This is a genomic window from Microbacterium sp. CIAB417, assembly GCF_022788845.1.
Genome location: NZ_JAHZUT010000006.1, coordinates 25,571 through 46,691, shown reverse-complemented (window position 1 = coordinate 46,691; position 21,121 = coordinate 25,571). Strand labels below are relative to the sequence as shown.

The window sequence follows — 21,121 nt, the reverse complement described above, 5'->3', positions numbered from 1 at the left end:
AAGAGCACGCGGCCGGCGTTGCGTGGTTGGCGTGCCGAGTCAACTCGCCGATCCTGGGCTCGGCCTCGTCCAGTCGACGGCACCGATCGCCAACCGGCTCCACGGCGCGGCTGATCAACACCCCTACAGAGAACAGAGCTGATCCGGCAGCGCGGCCCGCGACACACGGGCCCAACAGGTCGACCCGGCGCTCATCGAATGGGAGTGCTCCTGGAACAACCAGCGCCTTCACTGTGCTCCAGGCATTCCTGTAACCCGACGAGACCGTGCATAATGCGCTACCAGCGAGGTGAGAAACAGTCCTCCCACAACAGCCCCGCCCCGCGGGCGTTGCGCCTCCGAGTTCTCATCCTCTGCCTCTTCCGTGGGCGGCGCGGGCGTGCAGCGAACGGCCCTCCCCCAAGCCGCCGCTCAGATGAGTTCGTTCCGGCGTGGTGGGTTCGCTCCGCGTCTGGAGACGGTGACTGCTGCTGCTCGTGCGGCCCAGTCGAGGATCGATGTGAGGTGGCTCGTGTCTGTGGTTCGCAGAGCTGCGCGAGCGTTGCCGGTTGCCCAGCCCACGTCGATCAGTCCGTCGATGATGGCGCCCATAAAGGTGTCTCCCGCTCCGACGGTGTCCACGACGTCGGCTGGACGGCCCGGCACGTGGGCTTCCCCTGATTCCGTGATGGCGAAGGCGCCGTTCGCACCCTCCGTCACGATGACGATCGCAGGTCCCGATCGGTGCCAGGCGCGGGCGGATGCGCGAGGGTCACGGTCGGGGTAGAGCCACCGAAGGTCTTCATCGCTGGCTTTGACCACGTCTGCGCGCCGGACGAGTGCTTCCACTTGTTGCCGTGCGATGTCGTGATCGGGGATGAGGGCGGGGCGGATGTTGGGATCGTAGGTGATCAGCGTGTCATCGTGCTGCTGGTCAAGCAGCCGGAGCAGGTCTGTTGCCCCGGGCTCGAGCAGGCCGGCGATGGATCCGACGTGCACGAGATCCACTCGATCCGGGTGGGCGCCGGCGAGGGTCCATTCGATATCGAAGACGTAGGTGGCCGCTCCTGCCGCGTCCAGTTCCGCGGTCGCGGTCGCTGTCCGTGCGATCTCGATGGGCACGGCTGTGACGCCGGACTCGGCAAGCCATTTCCGCAGGAGCTGACCGTGGTCGTCGTGGCCCAGCGCGGTGAGCAGCTGGGGGGATCGTCCGAGGCGGCCAAGGGTGATCGCGACGTTCGCGGGACTGCCGCCGGGGTTCTCGTCGATCGTGCCGTCGGCACGGTGGACGACGTCGATCAGAGCTTCGCCGATGACGAGGACTCGGGGGGCGATCATGGCCGCCATCCCGAGACCGAGGCAGGAGTGAGGAAGCTGAGCGTGCTGCCCTCTCCGACGATGTGGTCGGCGAGACGCGCGTTGAATGTCGTTCCCGCGTCCGCGCGAAGGTGCGCGTCGAATGCCTCCTGGTCGCGGTACACCTCGAACACGAAGAAGTCCGCAAGCGAGTCCGCTCTCCGGTACACGTCGAAGACGATGTTGCCGGGCTCGTCGCGGACGCGCTCGGCGTAGTCACCGATCAGCCGCATGACCTCGTCCTCGGATCCGGGACGGGCGGTGAACTCGGCGTGCAGGACAACGGGGTGATCGACTGTGGGCATCTTCGTCCTCTCGTGAAGATTCTGCTGGTGCACACCCCACGGGTCTGGGTGTGCACCAGACGGGTCTGCGTGTGCGACGGCGTGCAAGCGAACGGCGGGAGGCCACGGTGCCAACGACGGGCCGTGGCCTCCCGCATGTGTTCACGGGGTGGTGGAGATGACGACGTCCCCGACGGCGATCGCACCGTCGGCGACTTCGATCGACAGCTGCGAACCTGCGGGAGCGTTGAAGCGTGCGTTCAGGGCCACGTCGTCGATGTACAGCGTCGCGATGTCACCGTCGAAGACCAGCGCGACATCGTGTTCTGCGCCGTCGTCGATGGAGAGCGGGCGGTCCAGATCGCGGTTGTCGAACTGCCCCCACGGCCAGTTCGGGAACCGGTCGAACTCCAGACGCCCCTCGGCGGCGCGCAACGCGAACTGGTAGCCGGCCTGCGCGGTCGGGTCTTCCCCGAAACGGATGTTCACCACCCGTGTGCCGGGGTCCACGCGCAGTGTCGTCGAGACGAGCGCCGTCTGCGGAACATCGGCGGCGAGCACCTCCTGCGCGGCTCCGTCGCGACGGTCGAGAGCGAACCCAGGGGTGGTCGACACGGTTCGTGATGCGAGGTGTGCCGAGACCGCGTCGGGGATCTTCGTCCCCAGCGTCCCATCGGGCCGCACGACGATCTCGTGGATCACCAGGGTGCCGCCCCACTGCCACGTCTTGGTGTCGTCGTCGTCCCAGCGGGTGGGCACCCAGCCGACCAGGTAGCGGCGCTCGCCGTCGGAGACCGAGCGGGCGGCGTAGTAGGCGCGCCCGTCGAAGGCGTCGTCGACGGGCGCCTCCCACGGCCCGTCCAGCGATCGCGCGCGACGGTAGATGGTCTTGGACTTGTCGGAGTACTCGGTGACCAGGTGGTACCACCAGTCGCCCTCACGGAAGAGGTCGGGCATCTCGTGCATTGTGTACAGCCCGGGCGCCCAGAAGTCTCCCTGGAACTCCCAGGTCTCCAGGTCCTTCGAGGTGAACGCGACCGTGCTTCCGGTCGCCTGCGTCTTCGGACCGGCCTTGCGGGCGCCGAGGATCATCAGGTACTCACCGCGCTCGGCATCCCAGATCACCCACGGGTCTCGCCAGTCGTCGGGGTCGTACCCGGGCTGCGGTGCGACAACGGCCTTGTCGGTCTTGGTCCAGTGGATGAGGTCGTCGCTCTCCGCGATCATGAGCACCTGGGAGGGCTTGCCCGCGGCTTCGAAGTGGTCGCGGTTGTAGCCGGTGTACATGGCGATGAACTTGCCGTTCGCGCGGATGACGGATCCGGCGAAGATGAACTGGTCCTGGTCGTGGTCTCCGCCGCGCACGATGGCGTCGCCGAGGTCTTCGTAGGTGACGAAGTCGGTGGTGCGTGCCAGCGCCCAGCCGAACGGCTCGCAGTTCGGCAACGGTCCCGGATTGCGCAGATCTCTCTGGTGGAAGAGATAGAACGCGCCGTCATGATGGATCGGCATGCAGTCGCCGAACCAGGTTCCGGGATGCTGGTAGTAGACCTCGGGCATGGATTCTCCTTTGTGGGGTGATGGGACAGATCGAGATGGGTGCGGGGACGAGGGTCAGATCTTGGCGCCGCCGAGGCTGGAGGCGAACACCCGCTGGAACAGCAGGAACACGATCACGGTGGGCAGTGAGACGAACAGGGCCCCGGCGAGGACCACCGGCGGGCCGACGGTGCCGTAGTTCGACTGCAGACCAGCCAGCGCCGCCATCACGGGGCGGATCTCCTCGGAGTAGCTGAGAGTGATGCCGAACAGCAGCTCGTTCCACACCCAGACGAACTGGAAGATGAACGCCGCGGCCAGCGCCGACTTCGACAGCGGCAGGAAGAACCGGGTGAACACGGTCCACCAGTTCGCGCCGTCCAGCTGCGCAGCCTCGTTGATCTCGGGTGGGACCGACAGCATGTGGTTGCGCATGATGAAGAACGAGAACGGCACGCAGGTCGCGACATAGATCAGGAACAGGCCCCACCGGGTGTCATACAGCCCGGTCTCGGCGTAGCCGGTGAACAGCGGACGCAGGAATGCCTGGGCGGGAAACAGCGCGCCCGAGTAGATCAGCCAGAACCAGAACGTGCGCCACCCGCCCGGGATGGCCGAGACGGCGAACCCGGCCAGGGCCGCGACGAGGACGGCGAGCGCGCCGGCGACGACGGCGTACAGCAGGGAGTTCATCAGGGATGGTCCGAGGTCCACCGCCTGCCAGGCGATGGCGATGTTCTCGAACAGGGCGAAGTCCTTCGGGAACCAGGCGACTTCGCCGTTGTAGGCCTGGTTGGACGTGAAGGCGTTCACGACGATCAGGTAGGTCGGAATGAACCAGAGCACGGCGATCAGGATGATCAGCGCCGAGCGCAGCGCGGTACCCGCGCGGAATGTGGTCTTCATGATGGGTCTCAATCGTTCTTGAGCTGTTTGCGCAGGTAGGTGACCGAGACGGCCACGACGACGATCGTGAGGACGACGGCGATGGCGGCGCCGGAACCGGGGCGCTGCAGCACGAAGCTCTGCCAGTACATCGACACGGCCAGCGTCTCGGTGGCCCGGCCGGGACCGCCGTTGGTGAGCACCCAGATCAGGTCGAAGGACTTCAGCCCGTTGGCGAGGCTGATGCCCATCACCACGGCGGTGGTGCCGCGCAGCTGCGGGAGCACGATCTGGAAGAACCGTTTCGCGCCGTCGACGCCGTCCAGCGAGGCTGCCTCGAGTGTCTCGCGGGGGATGCCCTGGAGGCCGACGAGGTAGAGGATCACGGCCACACCCGACGCCTGCCAGGAGTTCGCGAGGATCAGCATGATCGTGTTCCCCGGCCACTCCAGCAGCCATGGCTGTGCCAGGGCGCCGAGGCCGATGCCCCGCAGGAACGAGTTCAGTGCGCCGGAGTCCTGCAGCACGAAGTTCCACACCACCGCGACCGCGGTCCCCGACAGGGCATACGGCAGCACGATCGCGAGGCGGGCCCACTTGCCCCAGTTCACGGAGTTGGTCAGCGCCGCGATCGCCAGGCCCAGGCCGACGGGGATGATCACTGTTCCGACCAGCCACATCAGGGTGTTGACGAGCGACTTCACGATCACCGGGTCGGAGATCAGACGCACATACGAGGCGAGCCAGTTGAACTGCGGGTCGATGATCGCGTCGTCGAAGAGGCTGCGCCACACGGTCGCGAAGAACGGCACCAGGCTCAGGATCCCGACCAGCGCGACCGCGGGCAGCAGGAACAGCAGCCGCGGACGACCTCGGGTGATCCGATCACGCCGGCGCAGCGCGGCAGCGTTGTCGCCTTGCGGGGCGCGGCCGCGCCGCCCGGTGCCGGTCACCAGCGCTCGGGTCTCACTGGGTGCGCTCATCGCGTGGCCTCCGTCCAGTAGGACCATTCGGATTCCGCCTTCTGCTGCAGCGAGCGCAGCACGCCGGCGGGATCGGTCGGATTCGCCATGAAGCCGCCGAGGTCCTGCGTGACGCCGACGACGAGGGGAGGCGGTGAGGCCTCCCAGTACCGGTTGACGACCTGAACCTGGTCGCGGCGAATCTCGGTCTGCAGGCGCTGGCTGATCTTGTCCGTCCACTTCACCGTCGGATTCGCGGAGGAACCCGACAGGAAGTCCGACCACGGCTGCTGCACCTGCGGATCCAGCCACGACGCCATCGCCTTGGCCACACCGGCAACGTGCGGGGACCGCCGCGGAACGACCAGGCCGGCGACCTCTGTCACCACCGCCTGGGGGTCACCGTTGACCATCGGCAGCAGGAACGCGTCGTAGTCCTCACCGGACTTCATGCCGAGCTTCTGCAGATTCTGGGAGCTCCAGCTCACCGGCGTCGGCCACATCCCGATCTTCTCGTTCTGCAACATGCCCGCGAAGTTGTCGCTGAGCGAGTCCGCGGAGGTGTGATATCCCTTCCCGATCATCTCCTGCCACAGGGCCATCAGGCCCTCGGCCTCCTCGTCCTGGAACGATGCCCGGTTCTCGCACAGCCGAACGAACCACTCCGGGTCGTACGCGGTGGAGAGCATGCTGAACCAGTTCGCGACCGGCCAGATGTTCACCTGTGTGGTCCCGATCGGCGTGATACCCGCAGCCTTCAGCGTCTCGCAGACATCGATGAACGCGTCCCACGTCGTCGGAACAGACAGCCCCAACCTGTCGAACACCGCGACGTTGTAGAACATCACGTAGAAGCCCTGGATCAACGGCAGCCCGTACACGCCATCACGGAACGTGAACGCAGACCGCAACGAATCGTCGAGCCAGCCCTGCGCCACAGATGCCTCCCACGCGCTCGTGAGGTCGGCCAGACCTCCCGTGCGGGCAAGATCCTGCATCCGGAAGCCGCTGCCCCACTTCACCAGATCCGGCGGATTCTTCGTCTGCAACAGCGAACGGACCACCTGCTCGTACGCGGTGGCATTCGGGATCGTCTGCGGATCGATCGACCATCCCGTCTTCTTCACCAGCTCGGCACCGGCAGACTCATACCCCGGGCCCCAGGATGCCGCATCGTTGAAGAACTGAATCGCACCACCCTTACCCGGCGAAGGCGACTCGGCACCGGTACAGCCGGCGAGCACAAGCCCGAGACCAGCCAACCCTGCGCCGAGGAGGAACTCACGTCGCTGCATTGCGATGCCCCTTTCTCTGACGACGTTGTCAGGATGAGTCGCACACATCGCCACGCTCATCCGTCGCTCCCACACACGATAGATTCCACCGCCAGCACGGATCCATCGGGATTCGGCCGCAAACCCCATGAACTACTGCTGCCCGGAGGCCGAAGTCCGCGTCATTTCGCATCTGACATCGATGACAGAAAAATGGACCTCTAGACTGTGATTCCGAACGGCGATCGCACGACACAGGAGGACGGGATGAGCGGGGACCGCGCGACCATGAAGGACGTCGCCCGACACGCGGGCGTGAGCACGAAGACGGTCTCCCGCGTGCTGAACAAGGAAGTGTACGTCTCCGACAGCATCCGCGAACGGGTGCAAGCCGCGATGCGAGACCTCTCCTACCGCCCCAATCCCGCAGCGCAGGGCCTACGCCGCTCATCGTCCGGATCCATCGCCTTCGTCTGCGAAGACATCTCAGAACCCTTCGCCGCACAGCTCGCGCTCAGCATCGAACACGCCGTCGGCGACCGGTACGTCGTGATCATCGCATCCATGCTCGGCGACGCCAAACGGGAACGGGAGACGCTTGAATCCCTGGCCGCCGGACACGTCGACGGCATCGTCCTCGGCCCCACCCCCGCACCGAAGCCATACCTCGCCCGGCTCCTGCACAGCACACCCATCGTCTGTCTCGACCGCCCCGCCCGAGGACACGAGACCGACGTCGTCCTCTCCGACAACGTCGGCGGCATGACCGCAGCCGTCAACCACCTGATCGCCAAGGGACACGAGCGCATCGCCTACCTCGGCGACGCCGAAGACGTCTTCACCCAACGCGAACGACTCGCCGGATACCGCTCCGCACTGCTCGAAGCAGGAATCACACCAGACCCGTCACTGATCTACCAGCACACCCCCGACAGCCCGCGCATCGCGAAACAACTCACCTGGCTCAGCCAGACACCCGAACCGCCAACCGCATTCGTCTCCGGGAACTCGCTCACCACCCTCGCGATGATCCACGCCGGATTCGACGTCGCCTCCGCATCCTTCATCGCCTTCGACGACTTCCCGCTCGCCGACGTCTTCGGCGGCGGAATCAACGTTATCGCCCAAGATCCCGACGCACTGGGAACCGAAGCCGTACATACCCTGCTCCGACGCATCGACAACGACGCTGCACCGGTGAAAACCACGCGAATCGGAACACGACTCGTCATCAGATCCCATGCCGTACACGAAACTCCCCCGGGATCTTGACGTTGCTATCCAAATTGGGCCTGGAGGGCACCCGCCGACTGCGGTACGTTCTTGCCGCAGCCGCCGGCCTGACATCCCCCGGCAGAGTATCTAATCCCGGCCAACCAGCCGCTATGGCGGCATGTCTGTTTTGGGTGCCGAGCCGCGGCGCAGAAGTGCCTCCCACTGTTCAAACCGGCATCTGACCGCCTCGATCGTGAGCTGTGCCCCTGGCTTCGGTGTCCGTCCCGAGACGCCCCACACCACGATGCGAAGTCTCTGGATCCTGCCGTCCGGCGCGGTCCGTGTCCACCAGATCGAGTCCGGGATCTCGACGAACCCATGCCGCGAGGCGAGCTCGCGCACCCCCGTGCGGCTGGGCCTGGTGACCGCCTCGGCCATGTCAGAGCCCGCGCGCCACCGCGGCGCCCATCGCCAGGCAAGCTCGCTGGGTCTCCGGCCGAAGTGCGTCGAACCGCAGGACGCCGTTCACGATCGCGGGATCGAACGGGATGTGGACGACCTCTCGGACCATGCCCGCGAACCCCTCCTTGATCTTCGGGGTCTGCTGCACGAGTAGGTGACATCTTGACCTGCCCCACGGAAAAGGTTCCAGTTTCGGTGGCTAATTGGTGGCCCGATCCGGAAAGCTCACCATCATGCCCCGTCCTTACCCGCCGGAGTTTCGTGCTCGCGCTGTCGCGCTCGTGCGTGCCGGCAAGCAGGCCAAACAGACCGCCGTCGAACTCGGCATCCACCCCGTCACGCTCTCGAACTGGATCCGCCAGGACGACATCGACAACGGCCGCCGGCCCGGTGTCCCGTCATCGGAATCGGCGGAGCTGCGTGCAGCGAGACGCCGCATCCGTGAGCTCGAGACCGAGTTGCTGATCGTCCGGCAAGCGGCGAAGTTCCTCGACGAGGAGCGTCCCCGCCCAAAAGACTCTTCCCGGTGATCGACCGACTCGCCGACGCCGGGATCCCGATCGACCGCTGCTGCCGCGTTCTTGGTGTCGCCAGGCAGCACTACTACCGCGTCAAACGGAAGCCGCTGACCCAGTCCGAGCTGCGCAGGCAATGGCTCACCGGCCTGATCCGGGAAGTGCACGTCACCTCGCGAGGCACCTACGGATACCGCCGCGTCCACGCCGAGCTGACCATGGCGATGGGAGTCAGCGTCAGCGAGCGGACGGTCCACAAGCTGATGCGCCTGGCCGGGATTTACGGGCTCCCCGGCCCGATCCGCACCAAACGACTCCGCGGCGTCGTCACGGCCGATGACCTGGTGAACCGGAAGTTCGCCCGACCGCGCCCGAATGAGCTCTGGGTGACGGACATCACGCAGCATCGCACGCGCGAAGGCTGGGTCTACTGCGCCGCAGTCCTCGACACCTACAGCCGCCGCATCGTCGGCTGGTCGATCGACTCGAAGCAGGACACGACACTCGTCATCAACGCGCTCGACATGGCCATCCGGAACCGTCGCCCTGGACCGGGTGGGATCGTTCACGCGGATCACGGAACGCAATTCACCTCGTGGTTCTTCGGGGAGAAGATCCGCTCCGCCGGGCTGCTGCCTTCGTTCGGGTCCGTCGGTGACGGGCTGGACAACGCGATGATGGAGAGCTTCTGGTCATCGATGCAGATCGAGCTCCTGAACCGGAAGAAGTGGAAAACCAGAGTCGAACTCGCGAACGCGATCTTCGAGTACATCGAGATCTTCCACAACCGTCAGCGCCGTCACTCCGCCCTCGGCTACCGCACGCCGATCGAATACGAGACACTCGAAATCAACGACATCCCCGCCGCGAGTTAGCGACCGCGACTGGCACCAAATCCGTGAGGCAGGTCATCTGATCTGGCTTGCCCGTGGGGGTGGGCCTGGAAGGATGCCTTCGTGCCTAAGCCCTATCCGAAGGAGTTCCGTGACGACGTGGTGCGCGTCGCGGAGAACCGAGAGCCCGGCGTGACGATCGAGCGGGTCGCCGCTGACTTTGGGGTTCACCCGATGACGCTCACGAAGTGGCTCGCCCGCTCGCGCGCCGAGAAGACCGCCGCCGAAACCGGTACTCCGTCGCCGGGTGATCGAGACGCCGAGGTCCGCGAGCTGCGTCAGCGCAACCGGCTGCTGGAGCAGGAGGTCGAGGTGCTGCGCCGGGCGACGGCGTATCTGTCGCAAGCGCACCTGCCGGGAAAAGGCTCTACCCGCTCGTGAAAGAGCTCGCCTGTGACGGGATCCCTGTCACGGTGACGTGCCGGGTCCTCAAGCTCGCCCGCCAGCCCTACTACCGCTGGCTCAAACAGCCCATCACCGAGTCGGAACTGGTGGAGGCGTATCGCGCGAACGCGCTGTTCGACGCGCACCGCGACGACCCCGAGTTCGGACACCGCTTCCTGGCCGACGAAGCCCGCGAAGCCGGACAGCCGATGGCCGATGGCCGACCGGACCGCGTGGAAGATCGCGTCGGCCAACGGCTGGTGGTCGGCGTTCGGCAAGAAACGCGCCCGCGGGAAGGGCCGCAAGGCCGGCCCGCCCGTTCACGACGACCTCGTGCAACGCGAGTTCATTGCGGACGCACCGAACCGGCTCTGGCTGACCGACATCACCGAGCACCGCACCGGCGAGGGCAAGCTCTACCTCTGCGCGATCAAGGACGTCTTCAGCAACAAGATCGTCGGCTACTCGATCGACTCTCGGATGAAATCGAGCTTGGCCGTCCGGGCACTGGCCAACGCCGTCGCGCTGCGCGGCGACGTCGCCGGCTGCGTGGTCCACAGCGACAGGGGCAGTCAATTTCGAAGCCGGAAGTTCCTGCGCGAGATCGCCCACCACCGCATGACCGGATCGATGGGCAGAGTCGGCGCGGCAGGCGACAATGCCGCCATGGAGAGCTTCTTCAGCCTGCTGCAGAAGAACGTCCTCAACCGACGCTCCTGGGCCACCCGCGAGGAGCTGCGCATCGCGATCGTGACCTGGATCGAGCGGACCTACCACCGCCGACGCCGGCAAGATCGCCTGGGCCGTTTGACGCCCGTCGAGTTCGAGACAATGATGACCAAGACCCTGGCCCTCGCGGCCTGACTAACCCCTGTCACCTATCCGTGCAGCAGACCCTACTGATCGCCAAGGTGCCGTTGTCCGCGCCGTCATGACGGCCCTCACGCGTGCATCGCCTCAACGTCTGAAGCCGGCGGTACCGTGTCGGCATGGTCGACGTCAGCACTCAGGCACGCAAGCACGCTACAGACATCCGTCTCTTCCGGCGTTCTCTCTTCTCTCATGCCTCGGACTCCAGCGCATGGGTAAGCAGCGGTGACTCTGAGCTCATGCCGCATCTTCGACACCTTGGGCCGATCAAGTCGGTGACTGACCGTCATGCAGAACTGACCGTCGTCGGGGATACGACGGATCAGTCGGCGATGCTGAGTGACCCGTCCCGGGATGGCGTGATCGTCACGCTGTCGGTGGCTGCGCACCATAGGCAGCTGCACTCGCGGCTGCGCGTGGACCGCGACGAGGCCGCGGCCTGGATCAACGAGGTCCTCGGGGAGGAGTGGTCTGCGCACGCATATGCAGCCGGCGCGCTGAGCACTACGGGAGGGCGTGGCGAGGTGCCGAGGCTCACAACCCAGTACTTCTATGTCTTCATCGGCTCCGACGGCAAGCCGCAGTCGGCGCCCGAGACGTTCAGCGTGCCGCTCAGCCGCATCTCGGTGTGACGAGCACCTAAGCCCCGGCACCAGGGCCGGTGGAACCGCTAAGTTGTGAAGCGTTCAGAAGATCAGCGGCTTTGTCGTTGCATTTGAGGGGGCTCCAATTCTTGTCATCGTCGATACGAACATCCTCATGGAGGACCCGCTTCTGCGTGATCGAAAGTGGAACGCGGCAGAAGCCGCAATCAGCGCAGGCCGTCTGAGGCTTGTCTTACCTGAGCTCGCGAGGCGGGAGGCTATCGGCGGATTCCAGAGAAGTCACGACGAGAAGATTCGGCAGGTCAAGGCAGTTCTGAGAAAATCGTCGAGCAGGGCGAAGAACGCCGCCGACGCGTTGATCCAGACATACGAGACCGAAAAGGCCGGGTACGAGTCGATCCTTGATGCTCGCATTCAGGCGATCGGGATCGAAGTTGCCCCTCTGCCGGACATCGACCATGCAGACCTCACCCAACGCGCCATCGACCGCATACCGCCGTTCAACGAAACGGGTGGCGGGTACCGGGATTCTTTGATCTGGTTGACCGCACTTGAGCAGGTCGAAGATCACCCATTCGACGATCTGACCATCCTGTCCAAAGACTCGATCTTCGGCAAGAAGAAGCGTGTGCTTGAGGAGGAGAGCCGCCGGGAAACTGGTGCCTCCGTGGTCGTTGTCGGCTCGCTAGCCGCGATGGAGTTCCCCGGAGAATACGAGCCCGGCGAGTTCGGGTTGTCTGTGTTGGACCTCACCGTTGCTGACATCGTTGAGCAAATCGCTCATGCCCTCGTCGGTCTGGACATCTCTCGCTGGAGCCCTCCGGGTCCCGATCATGCACAGGTCGAGCAGGTGGGCAGAGTTGACGTGCAAGCGGACACGATCAAGGTGAAGAAGCGCTATGGCGAATCTGTCTATGAGATCAGCGCGGACGGCATCGCAGATATCGATGCAACTGTCCTCTTGATCTTTGACGGGCCGGGAGAGGAACCCGAAATCTCCCAGATGTCGGCGCGTTGGGACCTAAGCTTCCGATGGCGCGGTGCGACTGTGGGCGAGCGTACGCGCTTGGAGAGCAGTGGCACCCTCGAAGTCTTCGGCGTCGAGGAACGACGCCAGCCGTACCGCTGACACGTCGATTCACCCGCCACCCCTGGCCAGTAGGGCGAAAGCGCCCTACCATGGAAGCATGCTCACCGATCAGCTCACGCAGCTCCGTCGCCGGCGCGGACTCCCCGCGACGGCCCTTGGCGCGCGCACGGGCATCGACACGAGCGCGATCTATGCCTTCGAGCACGGTCGGCGGGATCCGCGCACCTCGACGGCGCAGACGTGGGCACGCGGACTTGGCGCCCGGCTGCTCGTCGTCGATACGCTCGGTCGTGCGAGCGCTGCGGAGACCGCTGCCCAGATCCGGAACGCGCTCGTCCACGGCAACAGGAACGCGGCCGCGCAGTCGCTCCTCCAGCTCGTGAATAGCCTCCGCGCCAGCGACATCCTCGCCGTGGCTGCGCTCACCGTCGACGAGCCGGAGCTGTTCGACGATGGATGGTCCTGGGCAGTCGCGGGTGTTGTCGAGCAGGAGACTGCCGCACGAGGCATCCCCACGCCTCTGTGGGCAACCGAGACCGCCGGTGATCCGAACGCGAAGTGGAGCCCATGGGCCCCTGAGCTCGCAGACTTGGTCGATGTCGACCAGGTGCCGGAGCCGCTGCGCCGCCGTGGCGTCTACATCGAAGCCGGTGAGCTGGTCTCCGCGTGACCAGCTGGCGACCCGAGGACCATCCGCGCGGTGGCGCGGACAACGCCGGGCAGTTCGTCGGCAGGCACCGGACGGAACCGGAGACACGGTTGCAGACCCCTGCGGCTCGGCTCACCAGGGACGAGCTCGAGTTCGGTCTGAAGGAGATCGTCCAGCGCCTCGAGGAACGGGGCGAGCCCGCAGAGCTCCGCATCGTCGGTGGTGCGGCGATATCCCTCTGGCACAACGCCGCTCGCGGGGCGACGCAGGACATCGACGCCGCGCTCTCCCCCGCTGACGCGGTCCTGGATGTCGCCAAGGAGGTCGCAGTCGAGCAGGGCTGGCCGGACGATTGGGTGAACGATAAGGCGCAGATCTTCCTCCCGAGCGGCATGGGCGCCCGAGGTGAGGAATGGGAGACCGTGTACGCGAGCGGGATAGTGACCGTGAAGGTCGCTTCCCTGGACATGCTGATCGCGATGAAGCTGTACTCCGCTCAGCGGCGCGCCCGACGCGAGTATGAGGACCTCCGCGTCCTGCTTGCTGAACGCGGTGTACGCACCCAGGCGGAAGCAGAGGCTCTGTTCGAGGACTTCTACCCCGGCGACGATCTCAACGACACCGCATACCGGATCCTCGGGATCGCCTTGGAGAACCCCGAACACCCTGAGGTGCGGGCGCCCGAGTTCGAGTGAGCATCTGCTGTCAGAGCTCAGGGCTACGCTGGCCCAGTGTGCCTCCTACGGTCTAGATCCCCGCGTTCACAGCTCTGACTACCAGGGCGTCGTTGACCATGCCGTCATCGACGCGCTCCGCACCTGGTCGGCGTCGAACGCCGGGAAGACTCTGCTCCCGACCGGCATCAAGGCGCGAAACCTCAACCCCATCTTCACCGGCCTTTCCACGCTGACGCTGGGCTGGTGGGGCTACCTCGTCGACGGCGCGACTGCCCGTTTCCCTTCGATCAACACCAAGTCGGAGCGCCTGGCGGCTGACAAGGGACCGATCGGTTCCCGGGCTATCGTGCCGGCGAGTTACTGGCGAGAGTTCCAGAAGCCGAGTAAGGCCCTCCACCACCTCTCCTTGCCGGGAAACGATCTCCTCGGGCTCGCCGCCGTCACCAGGCGGGGCCGCACCGCGGACGGCCAGGAGTACACCTGCTATTCCCTGGTCATGCAGCCCGCAGCGGACCACATCTCCGACATCCACGACCGGATGCCTCTGCTCATACCCGCCGGTTTCGCCGAGGAATGGCTGACCAGCCTGGCTCCGGCCGGGCAACTCATCGACGCTGCGCGTGGCGCATCGCAGCAGCTCGCGACCGCGATCGTCGGCACGAGGCAAGGAGCGGCCGCGGAGCCTCTCTCCTAGGCGACGCACCGGGTATGTGATCCCCACGGAGGATCACACATGCCGCTCTCATACCCGCCCCTGAAGGCCGTGGACATCGATGGGGTCAAGAAGTGGACTGCTGTCTGCCGCACCTGCGGGCAGGACGTCGTACGCGTTCCGCAGCTGGTGAAAGCAGCGGCCGAGGAAGCCCGCCGGGCTCACGGCCACGAGGCTGAATGCACGCGGGGTGAGCGATGAGCAGCTGCACAGCCGATGACTGCGACCGACCGGTCTGTGCCCGAGGACTCTGCCGGAAGCACTATCTGCAAGCGTGGCGCGACCAGACCCTGACCGAACACGGTTCATCTCGCGCACCTCTCCCTGAGTGCCCGCCAGGCCCCCATCACATGCACACCGTCGAGGGATGCTGGACCCTTCATGGATGTCGCTGCTCCCCTTGTCGACACTCGCGCAAGATGGAGCGGCAGCGCATGCGCTCCCGGCTCCGTGCGTACGGACGCGAGGATCAGATCCGCCCACGCCGGGTGGACGCAGCGCCAGCACGCACTGTCCTTCAGCGCCTGCTGGACTCGGGGTTCGCGCTCGAGCGGATCGCCATCGCCGCCGGCGTGCCCAATTCCACGCTCACCACCCTCCGATTCGGACGTCGTGGCGCCGCCGGCGTTCATCTGAAGACCATCGAGGCTGTCGTCGCCGAAGCGCTCCTCCGTCTGGAGCCTCAGGCGATCTCGACGAGCACGGTGCCCGCGACGGGGACCACGCGGCGGCTGCAGGCGCTCGTGGCGACCGGGCAGACCCAGAGCACGATCGCCGAGCTCCTCGGCCGCAGTGTCGGCAACGTGTCGCCCCTCGTGCACGGTCGACGGCAGATCGTGACTGTGGGCACCCACGATGCTGTCAAGGCGCTCTTCGACGCCCTCTGGGATCAGCGCCCCGAGGGCCCGATGCACGATGCGGCACGCCGGCTTGCGGAACGTCATGGATGGTTGCCACCGCTCGCGTGGGACGATCCGGACACCGACCCCGACACCTCACGGCGTGAACGACGTGCCGATATAGCCGTCATCCGACGCTTAGAGGCCGGACACGTCAGCACGCTGGGCCTTTACCGATACGAGTTTGCTGTGATTACATGGTGCGGACATTGTGCACGGTGTGCCCACTGTCCGCACTAGGACGCCGCTGAGTGCCGCACCCGCGCGTAGGGTGCGCTCGAGGAAAACAGAAGGAGAACGCCATGGCAGACCGGCTTCGCATCGTGATCGGGAGCGATGACGCAGGTTTCGATTACAAGGAGATCCTCAAGCGCGATCTGGAGCAGCACGCGGGCGTCGCCTCAGTGGTCGACGTCGGGGTTGATGAGGACGGACATACGCCATACCCGACGATCGCCATCGAGGCGGCAAGCCGTGTGGCGGGCGGCGCGGCTGATCGCGCGCTGCTCATCTGCGGCACCGGCCTTGGTGTGGCCATCGCCGCAAACAAGGTTCCCGGCATCCGCGCGGTCACTGCGCATGACAGCTTCTCCGTCGAGCGAGGCATTCTCTCGAACGACGCACAGGTGCTCGCGATGGGCCAACGTGTCATCGGCATCGAACTTGCACGCCGGCTGGTCCGGGAGTGGCTGGGCTACAGATTCGACCCTGCGAGCGCATCGGCGGGAAAGGTCGGTCTCATCGACGTCTATGAGAGCACCGGCGCCTGCTGATGCGACGAGTGCGAGTCGGCGTCAGCCTGAAAATGTACTTCAGTCACAAGCAGGCCGTTGCCTGGTTCGACGCCGTCGCCGCGCGGGTTCGCGAGCACGAGGCGGTGATGTCCGGGCGTGTGGAGCTCTTCATCCTGCCCACGTACCTCCAGATACCTGCGGCCCTCACGGCCTTCCACGGCGCGCCCGTCCGGGTCGGCGCCCAAGATGTTGCGGCCGCCGACGAGGGCGCGTTCACGGGCGAGGTCTCTGCGTCCGAGCTGGCCGAGATCGGGGCGAGCATGGCGGAGATCGGTCACGCTGAGCGTCGGCGCCTCTTCGGCGAGACCGATGACCTTATCGCGCAGAAGACAGCGGCGGCGCTCCGCCACGGCCTCACTCCCGTGCTCTGCGTCGGCGAGTCCGAACTGATCGGGCTCAATGAAGCCGTGGCCACCGTGGCCACGCAACTTCGCGCGGCTCTGACGCACGCCCCCGACGGGGGCGTCGTCGTGGCCTACGAGCCGGTCTGGGCGATCGGCGCCCAGCATCCGGCGCCGATCAGCCATATTCAAGTCATGATCGACGCGCTCCGCGACTCGATCGATCAGCTTCCCGAACGTCGCGGATCCTCTGTGATCTATGGCGGCTCCGCGGGACCCGGGCTGCTCACCCGCCTCTCCGGTTCGGCCGACGGGCTGTTCCTCGGGCGATTTGCTCACGATCCAGATGCCCTCATCGAGGTCCTCGACGAGGGCGCCTCGCTCGCAGCCGCGTGCATCTGAGGGATCCGACGCGTCATTGGCCAGAGCGCGAGGTTCGGTCGCCTCGCCGCGTTAGGCTTCCTGCAAGAGCGCACTCGAGGACGCACCGTGAGGAGGCCTCATGCCGAAGAGTCGACGGCCCACCATCCTGGACATCGCACAACGCGCGGGAGTCTCGCCAACGACCGTATCGCACGTCCTCAACAACGTCGCAAGCGCTCGGGTCGCCGACGCCACCCGAGAGCGGGTGGAGGAGGCCGCGAGCGAGATGGGTTACCGGCCCAACGGCCTGGCCAGAGCCCTGCGGACTCACCGTTCGAATACCCTCGCCCTGATCAGCGACGAGATCGCGACCACGCCGTATGCCGGCGAACTTATTCTCGGAGCGCAGGAGGCCGCATCACGGCACGGCTGGCTGCTCATGATAATGAGCACGGGCGGAAGAAAGGATGTGGAGGAGCGTGAGATCGAGGCAATATGGCAGCATCAGGTCGACGGCGTCCTCTATGCGGCGGCGCACCACCGCACAGTCGATGTACCCGACTCCCTTCGCGGCAAGCCGTTCATCGTCGCGAACGGGGAATCTTCGAACTCTCAGGATCGCAGTGTGTTCCCCGACGAGTTCCAGGGCGGGTACGCCGCAACGCAAGAACTGATCTTCGCGGGCCATACGTCCATCGGGTTCATCAACACGCAGACCCCGATACCCGCACGGGACGGGCGGCTCGCAGGATACCGCGCGGCTCTCGAGGATGCAGGAATCCGATTTCGCAGAGCGCTTGTCGCCGCCGGCCGCCTCACTTTCGCACCCGACGGCTACGAGGCCGCCATCAGGCTTCTCTCCGAACAGCGTCCCACTGCGGTGTTCTGCTTCAACGATCGAATGGCGATGGGGACGTACCGCGCCGCAAGGGAACTTGGGCTAGGAATCCCCGACGACCTGTCGATCATCGGCTTCGACAACCAGGAGATCATCGCCGAGGCGCTTTCACCCACGCTCTCCTCGCTCGCGCTCCCGTACTACCAGATGGGTGCTACGGCCGTGGACGCCCTCGTCGCAGAACTGAAAGGCGAGCCGCTCGTTATTCCACGGCAACTCGCCCTTCCCAGTCCGGTCGTGAGGCGGCAGTCGGTCAAGCGGGTCTGATCGTCACCCCTTCACCCCGGATTGCGTCATCCCCGCGATGATCCATCGCTGCGCGAGCAGGAACACGATGAGCGCGGGGATCACGATCATCGCCGTCGCCGCCATGAGCACGTTGATCTGGCCCGTCGCGAACGGCCCGCGCATGAGCACCAGCGCGAGCGGCATGGTCGCCGTGTCCTGACTGTTCAGGAAGATCGACGGTGCGAAGTACGCGTTCCACAGGAACGGGTTGTTGAGGAAGGTGATGATCGCGAGGGCGCTCACCCCGTTCTTGACCAGCGGCAGTGCGACGGAGAAGTAGGTGCGCCACGGACCCGCCCCGTCGATGCGCGCGGCCTCGAGGATCTCGTTCGGCATGGTGAGGAAGAACTGACGCATGAGGAAGACGCCGAAGCCCCAGGTCACTGCGGGCAGGATGAGGCTCCAGGGGGTGTTGACGAGCCCGAGATTCCGCATGATCAGGAACAGCGGGATGATCGTGACCTGGACCGGGACCATCAGGGCGGCGAGCAGCACCATGAAGACGACGTTCTGTCCGGCGAACTTCATCTTCGCGAACGCGTAACCCGCCATCGGAGCGGTGATGACGACCCCCGCGGTGCCGAGGACGGCGATGAAGACGCTGTTCCAGAGGTTCTTCAGCAACGGAAGCGGTCCGTTCAGGGCGACGACGTAGTTGTTCCAGTTGAACTCGAGCGGGATCCAGTTCGGCGGCAGGTCGTAGACGTTCGCGCCGGACTTCAGCGAGGTGACGAACATCCACAGGAAGGGCGCCACCATGCCCGCGCCCCCGATCGCGAGCAGCGCGATGGAGACGATCTTCCCCGTGCTGGGCCTGAATCGCGGCGGCGCCCCTCGTGTCACGATTGTCGATGTCATCGTGCTGCTACTGCTCATAGTGCACCCATGCCCTTCTCACCCGGAACTGCACGATCGTGACGGCGAGGATGACGGCGAAAAGCGTCATCGAGATCGCGGACGCATATCCGATGTCGAAATCGGAGAACGCCTTCTCCGCGAGGTACATGACAACGGAACGCGTCGAATCGCCCGGCCCGCCGTTGGTGAGCACGATGACGGACTCGTAGATCTGGAAGGCGCCGATGACGGTGATCGTGACGTTGAAGAAGATCGCCTGACTGATCATGGGCACCGTGATCCTACGGAACACGGTGATCGGTCCCGCTCCGTCGATCTCCGCCGCCTCGTTGAGCTCCTTCGGGACCTCCTGCAGCGCCGACACGAAGATCAGCATCGTGAAGCCGACGTTGCGCCAGACGTCGACGATGATCACGCTGGTGCGCGACATCCCGCTGCTGTTCAGCCAGTTGACCGGCTCGATCCCGAGGAAGCCCAGGTAGTAGTTGACGATGCCAGTGTCCTTCTGGAACAGCGCCTGCCAGATGATGGCGATGTACGCCAGCGCCACCAGCGAGGGGAAGAAGTACACCGAGCGGAAGACGTACGTGAGCCATCGCGGCATGTGCTGGTTGATGAGCACCGCGAGGAGCAGCCCGATCCCGTTGATCAGCACGACCGCGGCGACAACGTAGATGATCGTGTTCACGTAGACGGCGCCGAGGCGGCTGTCCGAGAAGAGCCGGATGTAGTTGTCCAGCCCGACGAACCTCGGAGGCGAGATGATGTCGTACTCGGTGAGGCTGAACCAGAGCGCGGCGACGAGCGGCCCGAGTAAGAACACGATGAAGCCGATCGCGGAGGGTGCGATGAACAGGTAGGCGGTTCTGGTCTCGCGGCGCGCGGCCCGGCTGGGCACGGGGCGCGAGCGCCTCGTGCCCAGCCGGGACCGTGGGGGATCAGCGGTGAACTGATCAGCCATTGGCGACGCTCTCGACTTCGGCCTGCGCCTTCCCGAGCTCCTCGGCCGGGTCTCCGCCGGCGAAGACCGCCTGCAGCGCACGCAGGAACGCGGGCTCCAGGGTCGTGAAGAAGGTCGGCGCCGCCACAGGCTCGGCGTACTCGATCGCGTCGTACAGCAGCGCGGCATCCTCGTTGCGACCGGTGAAGGCCTCGGACTTCGCCGCAGTCTTCGTCGTCGGGTTGTTGGCGCCGATCTCGGCGATGCCCATCTGCGTCTCCTGGCTGGAGAGCTCCTTAATGAGCTCCCACGCGAGATCCTGGTTCGGCGACTGCTTGTAGATCGCGAACCCGGCCGCCCCGTAGACGGTCTTCTTCTCGGTCTTCTGCGGCATCGGCAGGATGCCGTAGTCCAGATCGGGCGAGTCGTTGGCGAGGATCGCGGAGACGCTCGCCGGCGCCGCCGTCATGCCCACCTTGCCGGCCTGGAACAGCTGGTTCGCGTCAGACCCGCTCGGGTCGGGCGCCACGCGGTCTTTCATGACCAGGTCCTGCAGGAACTGCACCGACTCGATCACCTCCGGGCTGTCCAGAGCGGGCTCGGAGAGGTCCGCGCTGGCCGTCGAGCCGCCGTTCGAGTACAGCCACGGCATGTACGCGAAGGCGTACGTCTGGAACGCGAAGCCGTACGTCTTCGCCGACCCGCTGCCCGCGGTCAGCTTCTTGCTGATCTCGCGGAAGTCGTCCCAGGTCCAGTCGTCGCCCGGTCGCTCGATCCCCGCGGCGTCGAACATGCTCTTGTTGTAGTACAGGACCATGGTGTTCCAGTTGTTGGGCATCAGGTAGGTCTCGCCGTCTTTCGTGAAGCCCTCGATGAGTTTCGGATCGATGTCGGCGATGAGACTCTGCACGTCGTCGTCCTGGTCGACGTAGTTGGACAGCGGCAGGAACAGGTCCTTGCTGAGCGCGAACTCGACGCCCTCCGTCGCCAGGTTGATGACGTCGGGAGCGTCACCCGCCGCGATCGACGTGAGGATCTTGTTGATGTAGTCGCTCCACACCGTCACCTGCGTGAAGTTGTGGGTGACCTTGACGTTGGGGTACTTCTCGTTGAACCGGGCGATCGCCTCGTCGTAGAGGTCCTCATCACCGGGATTGCCCCAGTTCGAGACGGTCAGCTCGGCCTTGATGTCGGACTCGGGGGCCTTGTACTCGCCGGTCGAACCGGTGTTTCCCTGGGTGCCGCCTGCGCAGCCGGCCATTCCGACGATGAGCCCTGCTCCGAGCAGGGTCGCCGCCATCCGGTGCCACGTTCGCTTCATGGTGCTCCTTTGCATCTCCTCGCCATCGGGAGTGGCGAGTCCGTGACGGGCGGGGAGGCAGTGGATTG

Annotated in this window: 22 protein-coding genes and 1 pseudogene; 13 read left to right on the top strand and 10 right to left on the bottom strand. The window is 65.5% G+C overall.

The features are described 5' to 3' along the window. Nucleotides 1–411: 411 nt before the first annotated feature. From KYX17_RS23830 to KYX17_RS23805, 6 genes are all read right to left on the bottom strand, one after another. Entirely contained in the window at nt 412–1,317 is a 906-nt protein-coding gene (locus KYX17_RS23830; protein ID WP_243230127.1) for a carbohydrate kinase, read from the bottom strand. Continuing rightward, nucleotides 1,314–1,640: a putative quinol monooxygenase gene (locus KYX17_RS23825; RefSeq protein WP_243230125.1), complete on the bottom strand. Its 327-nt coding sequence runs from the start codon at nt 1,638–1,640 to the stop codon at nt 1,314–1,316. The genes KYX17_RS23830 and KYX17_RS23825 overlap by 4 nt, the downstream gene beginning before the upstream one ends. A 141-nt stretch (nt 1,641–1,781) precedes the next feature. Further along, nucleotides 1,782–3,179 carry a glycosyl hydrolase family 32 gene (locus tag KYX17_RS23820; RefSeq protein WP_243230123.1) on the bottom strand — a complete coding sequence of 466 codons (1,398 nt, stop codon included), beginning with the start codon at nt 3,177–3,179 and terminating at the stop codon, nt 1,782–1,784. 54 nt (nt 3,180–3,233) lie between these two features. Further along, nucleotides 3,234–4,064 carry a carbohydrate ABC transporter permease gene (locus tag KYX17_RS23815; RefSeq protein ID WP_243230122.1) on the bottom strand — a complete coding sequence of 277 codons (831 nt, stop codon included), beginning with the start codon at nt 4,062–4,064 and terminating at the stop codon, nt 3,234–3,236. An 8-nt stretch (nt 4,065–4,072) separates the two neighbouring features. Beyond that, nucleotides 4,073–5,026 carry a carbohydrate ABC transporter permease gene (locus KYX17_RS23810; RefSeq protein WP_243230113.1) on the bottom strand — a complete coding sequence of 318 codons (954 nt, stop codon included), beginning with the start codon at nt 5,024–5,026 and terminating at the stop codon, nt 4,073–4,075. Then, a complete protein-coding gene (locus KYX17_RS23805; RefSeq protein WP_243230111.1) occupies nt 5,023–6,300 on the bottom strand; it encodes an ABC transporter substrate-binding protein in 1,278 nt (425 codons plus the stop codon). The genes KYX17_RS23810 and KYX17_RS23805 overlap by 4 nt, the downstream gene beginning before the upstream one ends. Before the next feature lie 246 nt (nt 6,301–6,546). Here KYX17_RS23805 and KYX17_RS23800 point away from each other — a divergent pair, with 246 nt between their 5' ends. Beyond that, nucleotides 6,547–7,551: a LacI family DNA-binding transcriptional regulator gene (locus KYX17_RS23800; RefSeq protein WP_243230102.1), complete on the top strand. Its 1,005-nt coding sequence runs from the start codon at nt 6,547–6,549 to the stop codon at nt 7,549–7,551. 382 nt (nt 7,552–7,933) lie between these two features. Here KYX17_RS23800 and KYX17_RS23795 read toward each other — a convergent pair whose 3' ends face one another. After that, nucleotides 7,934–8,104, bottom strand: coding sequence for a hypothetical protein (locus KYX17_RS23795; RefSeq protein WP_243230100.1), 171 nt, complete (start codon nt 8,102–8,104; stop codon nt 7,934–7,936). 85 nt (nt 8,105–8,189) lie between these two features. Between KYX17_RS23795 and KYX17_RS23790 the strand changes: the two are divergent. The 12 genes and pseudogenes from KYX17_RS23790 (at nt 8,190) to KYX17_RS23740 (ending at nt 17,913) form a co-directional block, all read left to right on the top strand. Further along, nucleotides 8,190–9,346: pseudogene (locus KYX17_RS23790) on the top strand (IS3 family transposase). An 81-nt stretch (nt 9,347–9,427) separates the two neighbouring features. After that, nucleotides 9,428–9,745, top strand: a complete 318-nt coding sequence (locus tag KYX17_RS32460; RefSeq protein ID WP_374208987.1) for a transposase — start codon at nt 9,428–9,430, stop codon at nt 9,743–9,745. A gap of 219 nt (nt 9,746–9,964) precedes the next feature. Further along, complete coding sequence (locus KYX17_RS32455) at nt 9,965–10,612, top strand: IS3 family transposase (protein ID WP_374208986.1); 648 nt, start codon at nt 9,965–9,967, stop codon at nt 10,610–10,612. Nucleotides 10,613–10,737: 125 nt separating this feature from the next. Beyond that, nucleotides 10,738–11,250, top strand: a complete 513-nt coding sequence (locus KYX17_RS23780; RefSeq protein ID WP_243230098.1) for a hypothetical protein — start codon at nt 10,738–10,740, stop codon at nt 11,248–11,250. A 61-nt stretch (nt 11,251–11,311) separates the two neighbouring features. After that, complete coding sequence (locus KYX17_RS23775; RefSeq protein ID WP_308220946.1) at nt 11,312–12,352, top strand: PIN domain-containing protein; 1,041 nt, start codon at nt 11,312–11,314, stop codon at nt 12,350–12,352. A 58-nt stretch (nt 12,353–12,410) separates the two neighbouring features. Further along, nucleotides 12,411–12,983 carry a helix-turn-helix transcriptional regulator gene (locus KYX17_RS23770; RefSeq protein WP_243230084.1) on the top strand — a complete coding sequence of 191 codons (573 nt, stop codon included), beginning with the start codon at nt 12,411–12,413 and terminating at the stop codon, nt 12,981–12,983. Continuing rightward, nucleotides 12,980–13,657: a hypothetical protein gene (locus KYX17_RS32375; RefSeq protein WP_243230082.1), complete on the top strand. Its 678-nt coding sequence runs from the start codon at nt 12,980–12,982 to the stop codon at nt 13,655–13,657. Before KYX17_RS23770 ends, KYX17_RS32375 begins: the two co-directional genes overlap by 4 nt. Next, nucleotides 13,572–14,333, top strand: a complete 762-nt coding sequence (locus KYX17_RS23760; RefSeq protein ID WP_243230878.1) for an SOS response-associated peptidase family protein — start codon at nt 13,572–13,574, stop codon at nt 14,331–14,333. Before KYX17_RS32375 ends, KYX17_RS23760 begins: the two co-directional genes overlap by 86 nt. Nucleotides 14,334–14,770: 437 nt before the next feature. After that, the gene (locus tag KYX17_RS23755) at nt 14,771–15,490 is read left to right on the top strand and encodes a hypothetical protein (protein ID WP_243230070.1); all 720 of its coding nucleotides are present in this window, start codon (nt 14,771–14,773) and stop codon (nt 15,488–15,490) included. 62 nt (nt 15,491–15,552) lie between these two features. Next, nucleotides 15,553–16,023 carry a ribose-5-phosphate isomerase gene (locus tag KYX17_RS23750; RefSeq protein ID WP_243230067.1) on the top strand — a complete coding sequence of 157 codons (471 nt, stop codon included), beginning with the start codon at nt 15,553–15,555 and terminating at the stop codon, nt 16,021–16,023. Then, the gene (locus KYX17_RS23745; protein WP_374208985.1) at nt 16,023–16,787 is read left to right on the top strand and encodes a triose-phosphate isomerase; all 765 of its coding nucleotides are present in this window, start codon (nt 16,023–16,025) and stop codon (nt 16,785–16,787) included. Before KYX17_RS23750 ends, KYX17_RS23745 begins: the two co-directional genes overlap by 1 nt. 100 nt (nt 16,788–16,887) lie before the next feature. Further along, the gene (locus tag KYX17_RS23740) at nt 16,888–17,913 is read left to right on the top strand and encodes a LacI family DNA-binding transcriptional regulator (protein WP_243230051.1); all 1,026 of its coding nucleotides are present in this window, start codon (nt 16,888–16,890) and stop codon (nt 17,911–17,913) included. Between the two features lie 3 nt (nt 17,914–17,916). Here KYX17_RS23740 and KYX17_RS23735 read toward each other — a convergent pair whose 3' ends face one another. The 3 genes from KYX17_RS23735 to KYX17_RS23725 are packed head-to-tail and all read right to left on the bottom strand — an operon-like array spanning nt 17,917 to nt 21,053. After that, nucleotides 17,917–18,792 (bottom strand): carbohydrate ABC transporter permease, encoded by an 876-nt coding sequence (locus tag KYX17_RS23735; protein WP_243230049.1) that lies wholly within the window; start codon nt 18,790–18,792, stop codon nt 17,917–17,919. Nucleotides 18,793–18,799: 7 nt separating this feature from the next. Then, on the bottom strand, nt 18,800–19,753 hold the full coding sequence (locus KYX17_RS23730; protein ID WP_243230047.1) for a carbohydrate ABC transporter permease: 954 nt from the start codon (nt 19,751–19,753) through the stop codon (nt 18,800–18,802). Then, the gene (locus KYX17_RS23725; RefSeq protein WP_243230046.1) at nt 19,746–21,053 is read right to left on the bottom strand and encodes a sugar ABC transporter substrate-binding protein; all 1,308 of its coding nucleotides are present in this window, start codon (nt 21,051–21,053) and stop codon (nt 19,746–19,748) included. Before KYX17_RS23725 ends, KYX17_RS23730 begins: the two co-directional genes overlap by 8 nt. Nucleotides 21,054–21,121: the final 68 nt, after the last annotated feature.

What these genes read in the sequence shown, in the direction of transcription:
- KYX17_RS23805 (WP_243230111.1), bottom strand. Translation starts at nt 6,300, where the DNA reads ATGCAGCGACGTGAGTTCCTCCTCGGCGCAGGGTTGGCTGGTCTCGGG.
- KYX17_RS23830 (WP_243230127.1), bottom strand. Translation starts at nt 1,317, where the DNA reads ATGATCGCCCCCCGAGTCCTCGTCATCGGCGAAGCTCTGATCGACGTC.
- KYX17_RS23735 (WP_243230049.1), bottom strand. Translation starts at nt 18,792, where the DNA reads ATGACATCGACAATCGTGACACGAGGGGCGCCGCCGCGATTCAGGCCC.
- KYX17_RS23770 (WP_243230084.1), top strand. Translation starts at nt 12,411, where the DNA reads ATGCTCACCGATCAGCTCACGCAGCTCCGTCGCCGGCGCGGACTCCCC.
- KYX17_RS23755 (WP_243230070.1), top strand. Translation starts at nt 14,771, where the DNA reads ATGGAGCGGCAGCGCATGCGCTCCCGGCTCCGTGCGTACGGACGCGAG.
- KYX17_RS23740 (WP_243230051.1), top strand. Translation starts at nt 16,888, where the DNA reads ATGCCGAAGAGTCGACGGCCCACCATCCTGGACATCGCACAACGCGCG.
- KYX17_RS23745 (WP_374208985.1), top strand. Translation starts at nt 16,023, where the DNA reads ATGCGACGAGTGCGAGTCGGCGTCAGCCTGAAAATGTACTTCAGTCAC.
- KYX17_RS23810 (WP_243230113.1), bottom strand. Translation starts at nt 5,026, where the DNA reads ATGAGCGCACCCAGTGAGACCCGAGCGCTGGTGACCGGCACCGGGCGG.
- KYX17_RS23780 (WP_243230098.1), top strand. Translation starts at nt 10,738, where the DNA reads ATGGTCGACGTCAGCACTCAGGCACGCAAGCACGCTACAGACATCCGT.
- KYX17_RS23725 (WP_243230046.1), bottom strand. Translation starts at nt 21,053, where the DNA reads ATGAAGCGAACGTGGCACCGGATGGCGGCGACCCTGCTCGGAGCAGGG.
- KYX17_RS23815 (WP_243230122.1), bottom strand. Translation starts at nt 4,064, where the DNA reads ATGAAGACCACATTCCGCGCGGGTACCGCGCTGCGCTCGGCGCTGATC.
- KYX17_RS23820 (WP_243230123.1), bottom strand. Translation starts at nt 3,179, where the DNA reads ATGCCCGAGGTCTACTACCAGCATCCCGGAACCTGGTTCGGCGACTGC.
- KYX17_RS23800 (WP_243230102.1), top strand. Translation starts at nt 6,547, where the DNA reads ATGAGCGGGGACCGCGCGACCATGAAGGACGTCGCCCGACACGCGGGC.
- KYX17_RS23825 (WP_243230125.1), bottom strand. Translation starts at nt 1,640, where the DNA reads ATGCCCACAGTCGATCACCCCGTTGTCCTGCACGCCGAGTTCACCGCC.
- KYX17_RS23750 (WP_243230067.1), top strand. Translation starts at nt 15,553, where the DNA reads ATGGCAGACCGGCTTCGCATCGTGATCGGGAGCGATGACGCAGGTTTC.
- KYX17_RS23730 (WP_243230047.1), bottom strand. Translation starts at nt 19,753, where the DNA reads ATGGCTGATCAGTTCACCGCTGATCCCCCACGGTCCCGGCTGGGCACG.
- KYX17_RS32455 (WP_374208986.1), top strand. Translation starts at nt 9,965, where the DNA reads ATGGCCGACCGGACCGCGTGGAAGATCGCGTCGGCCAACGGCTGGTGG.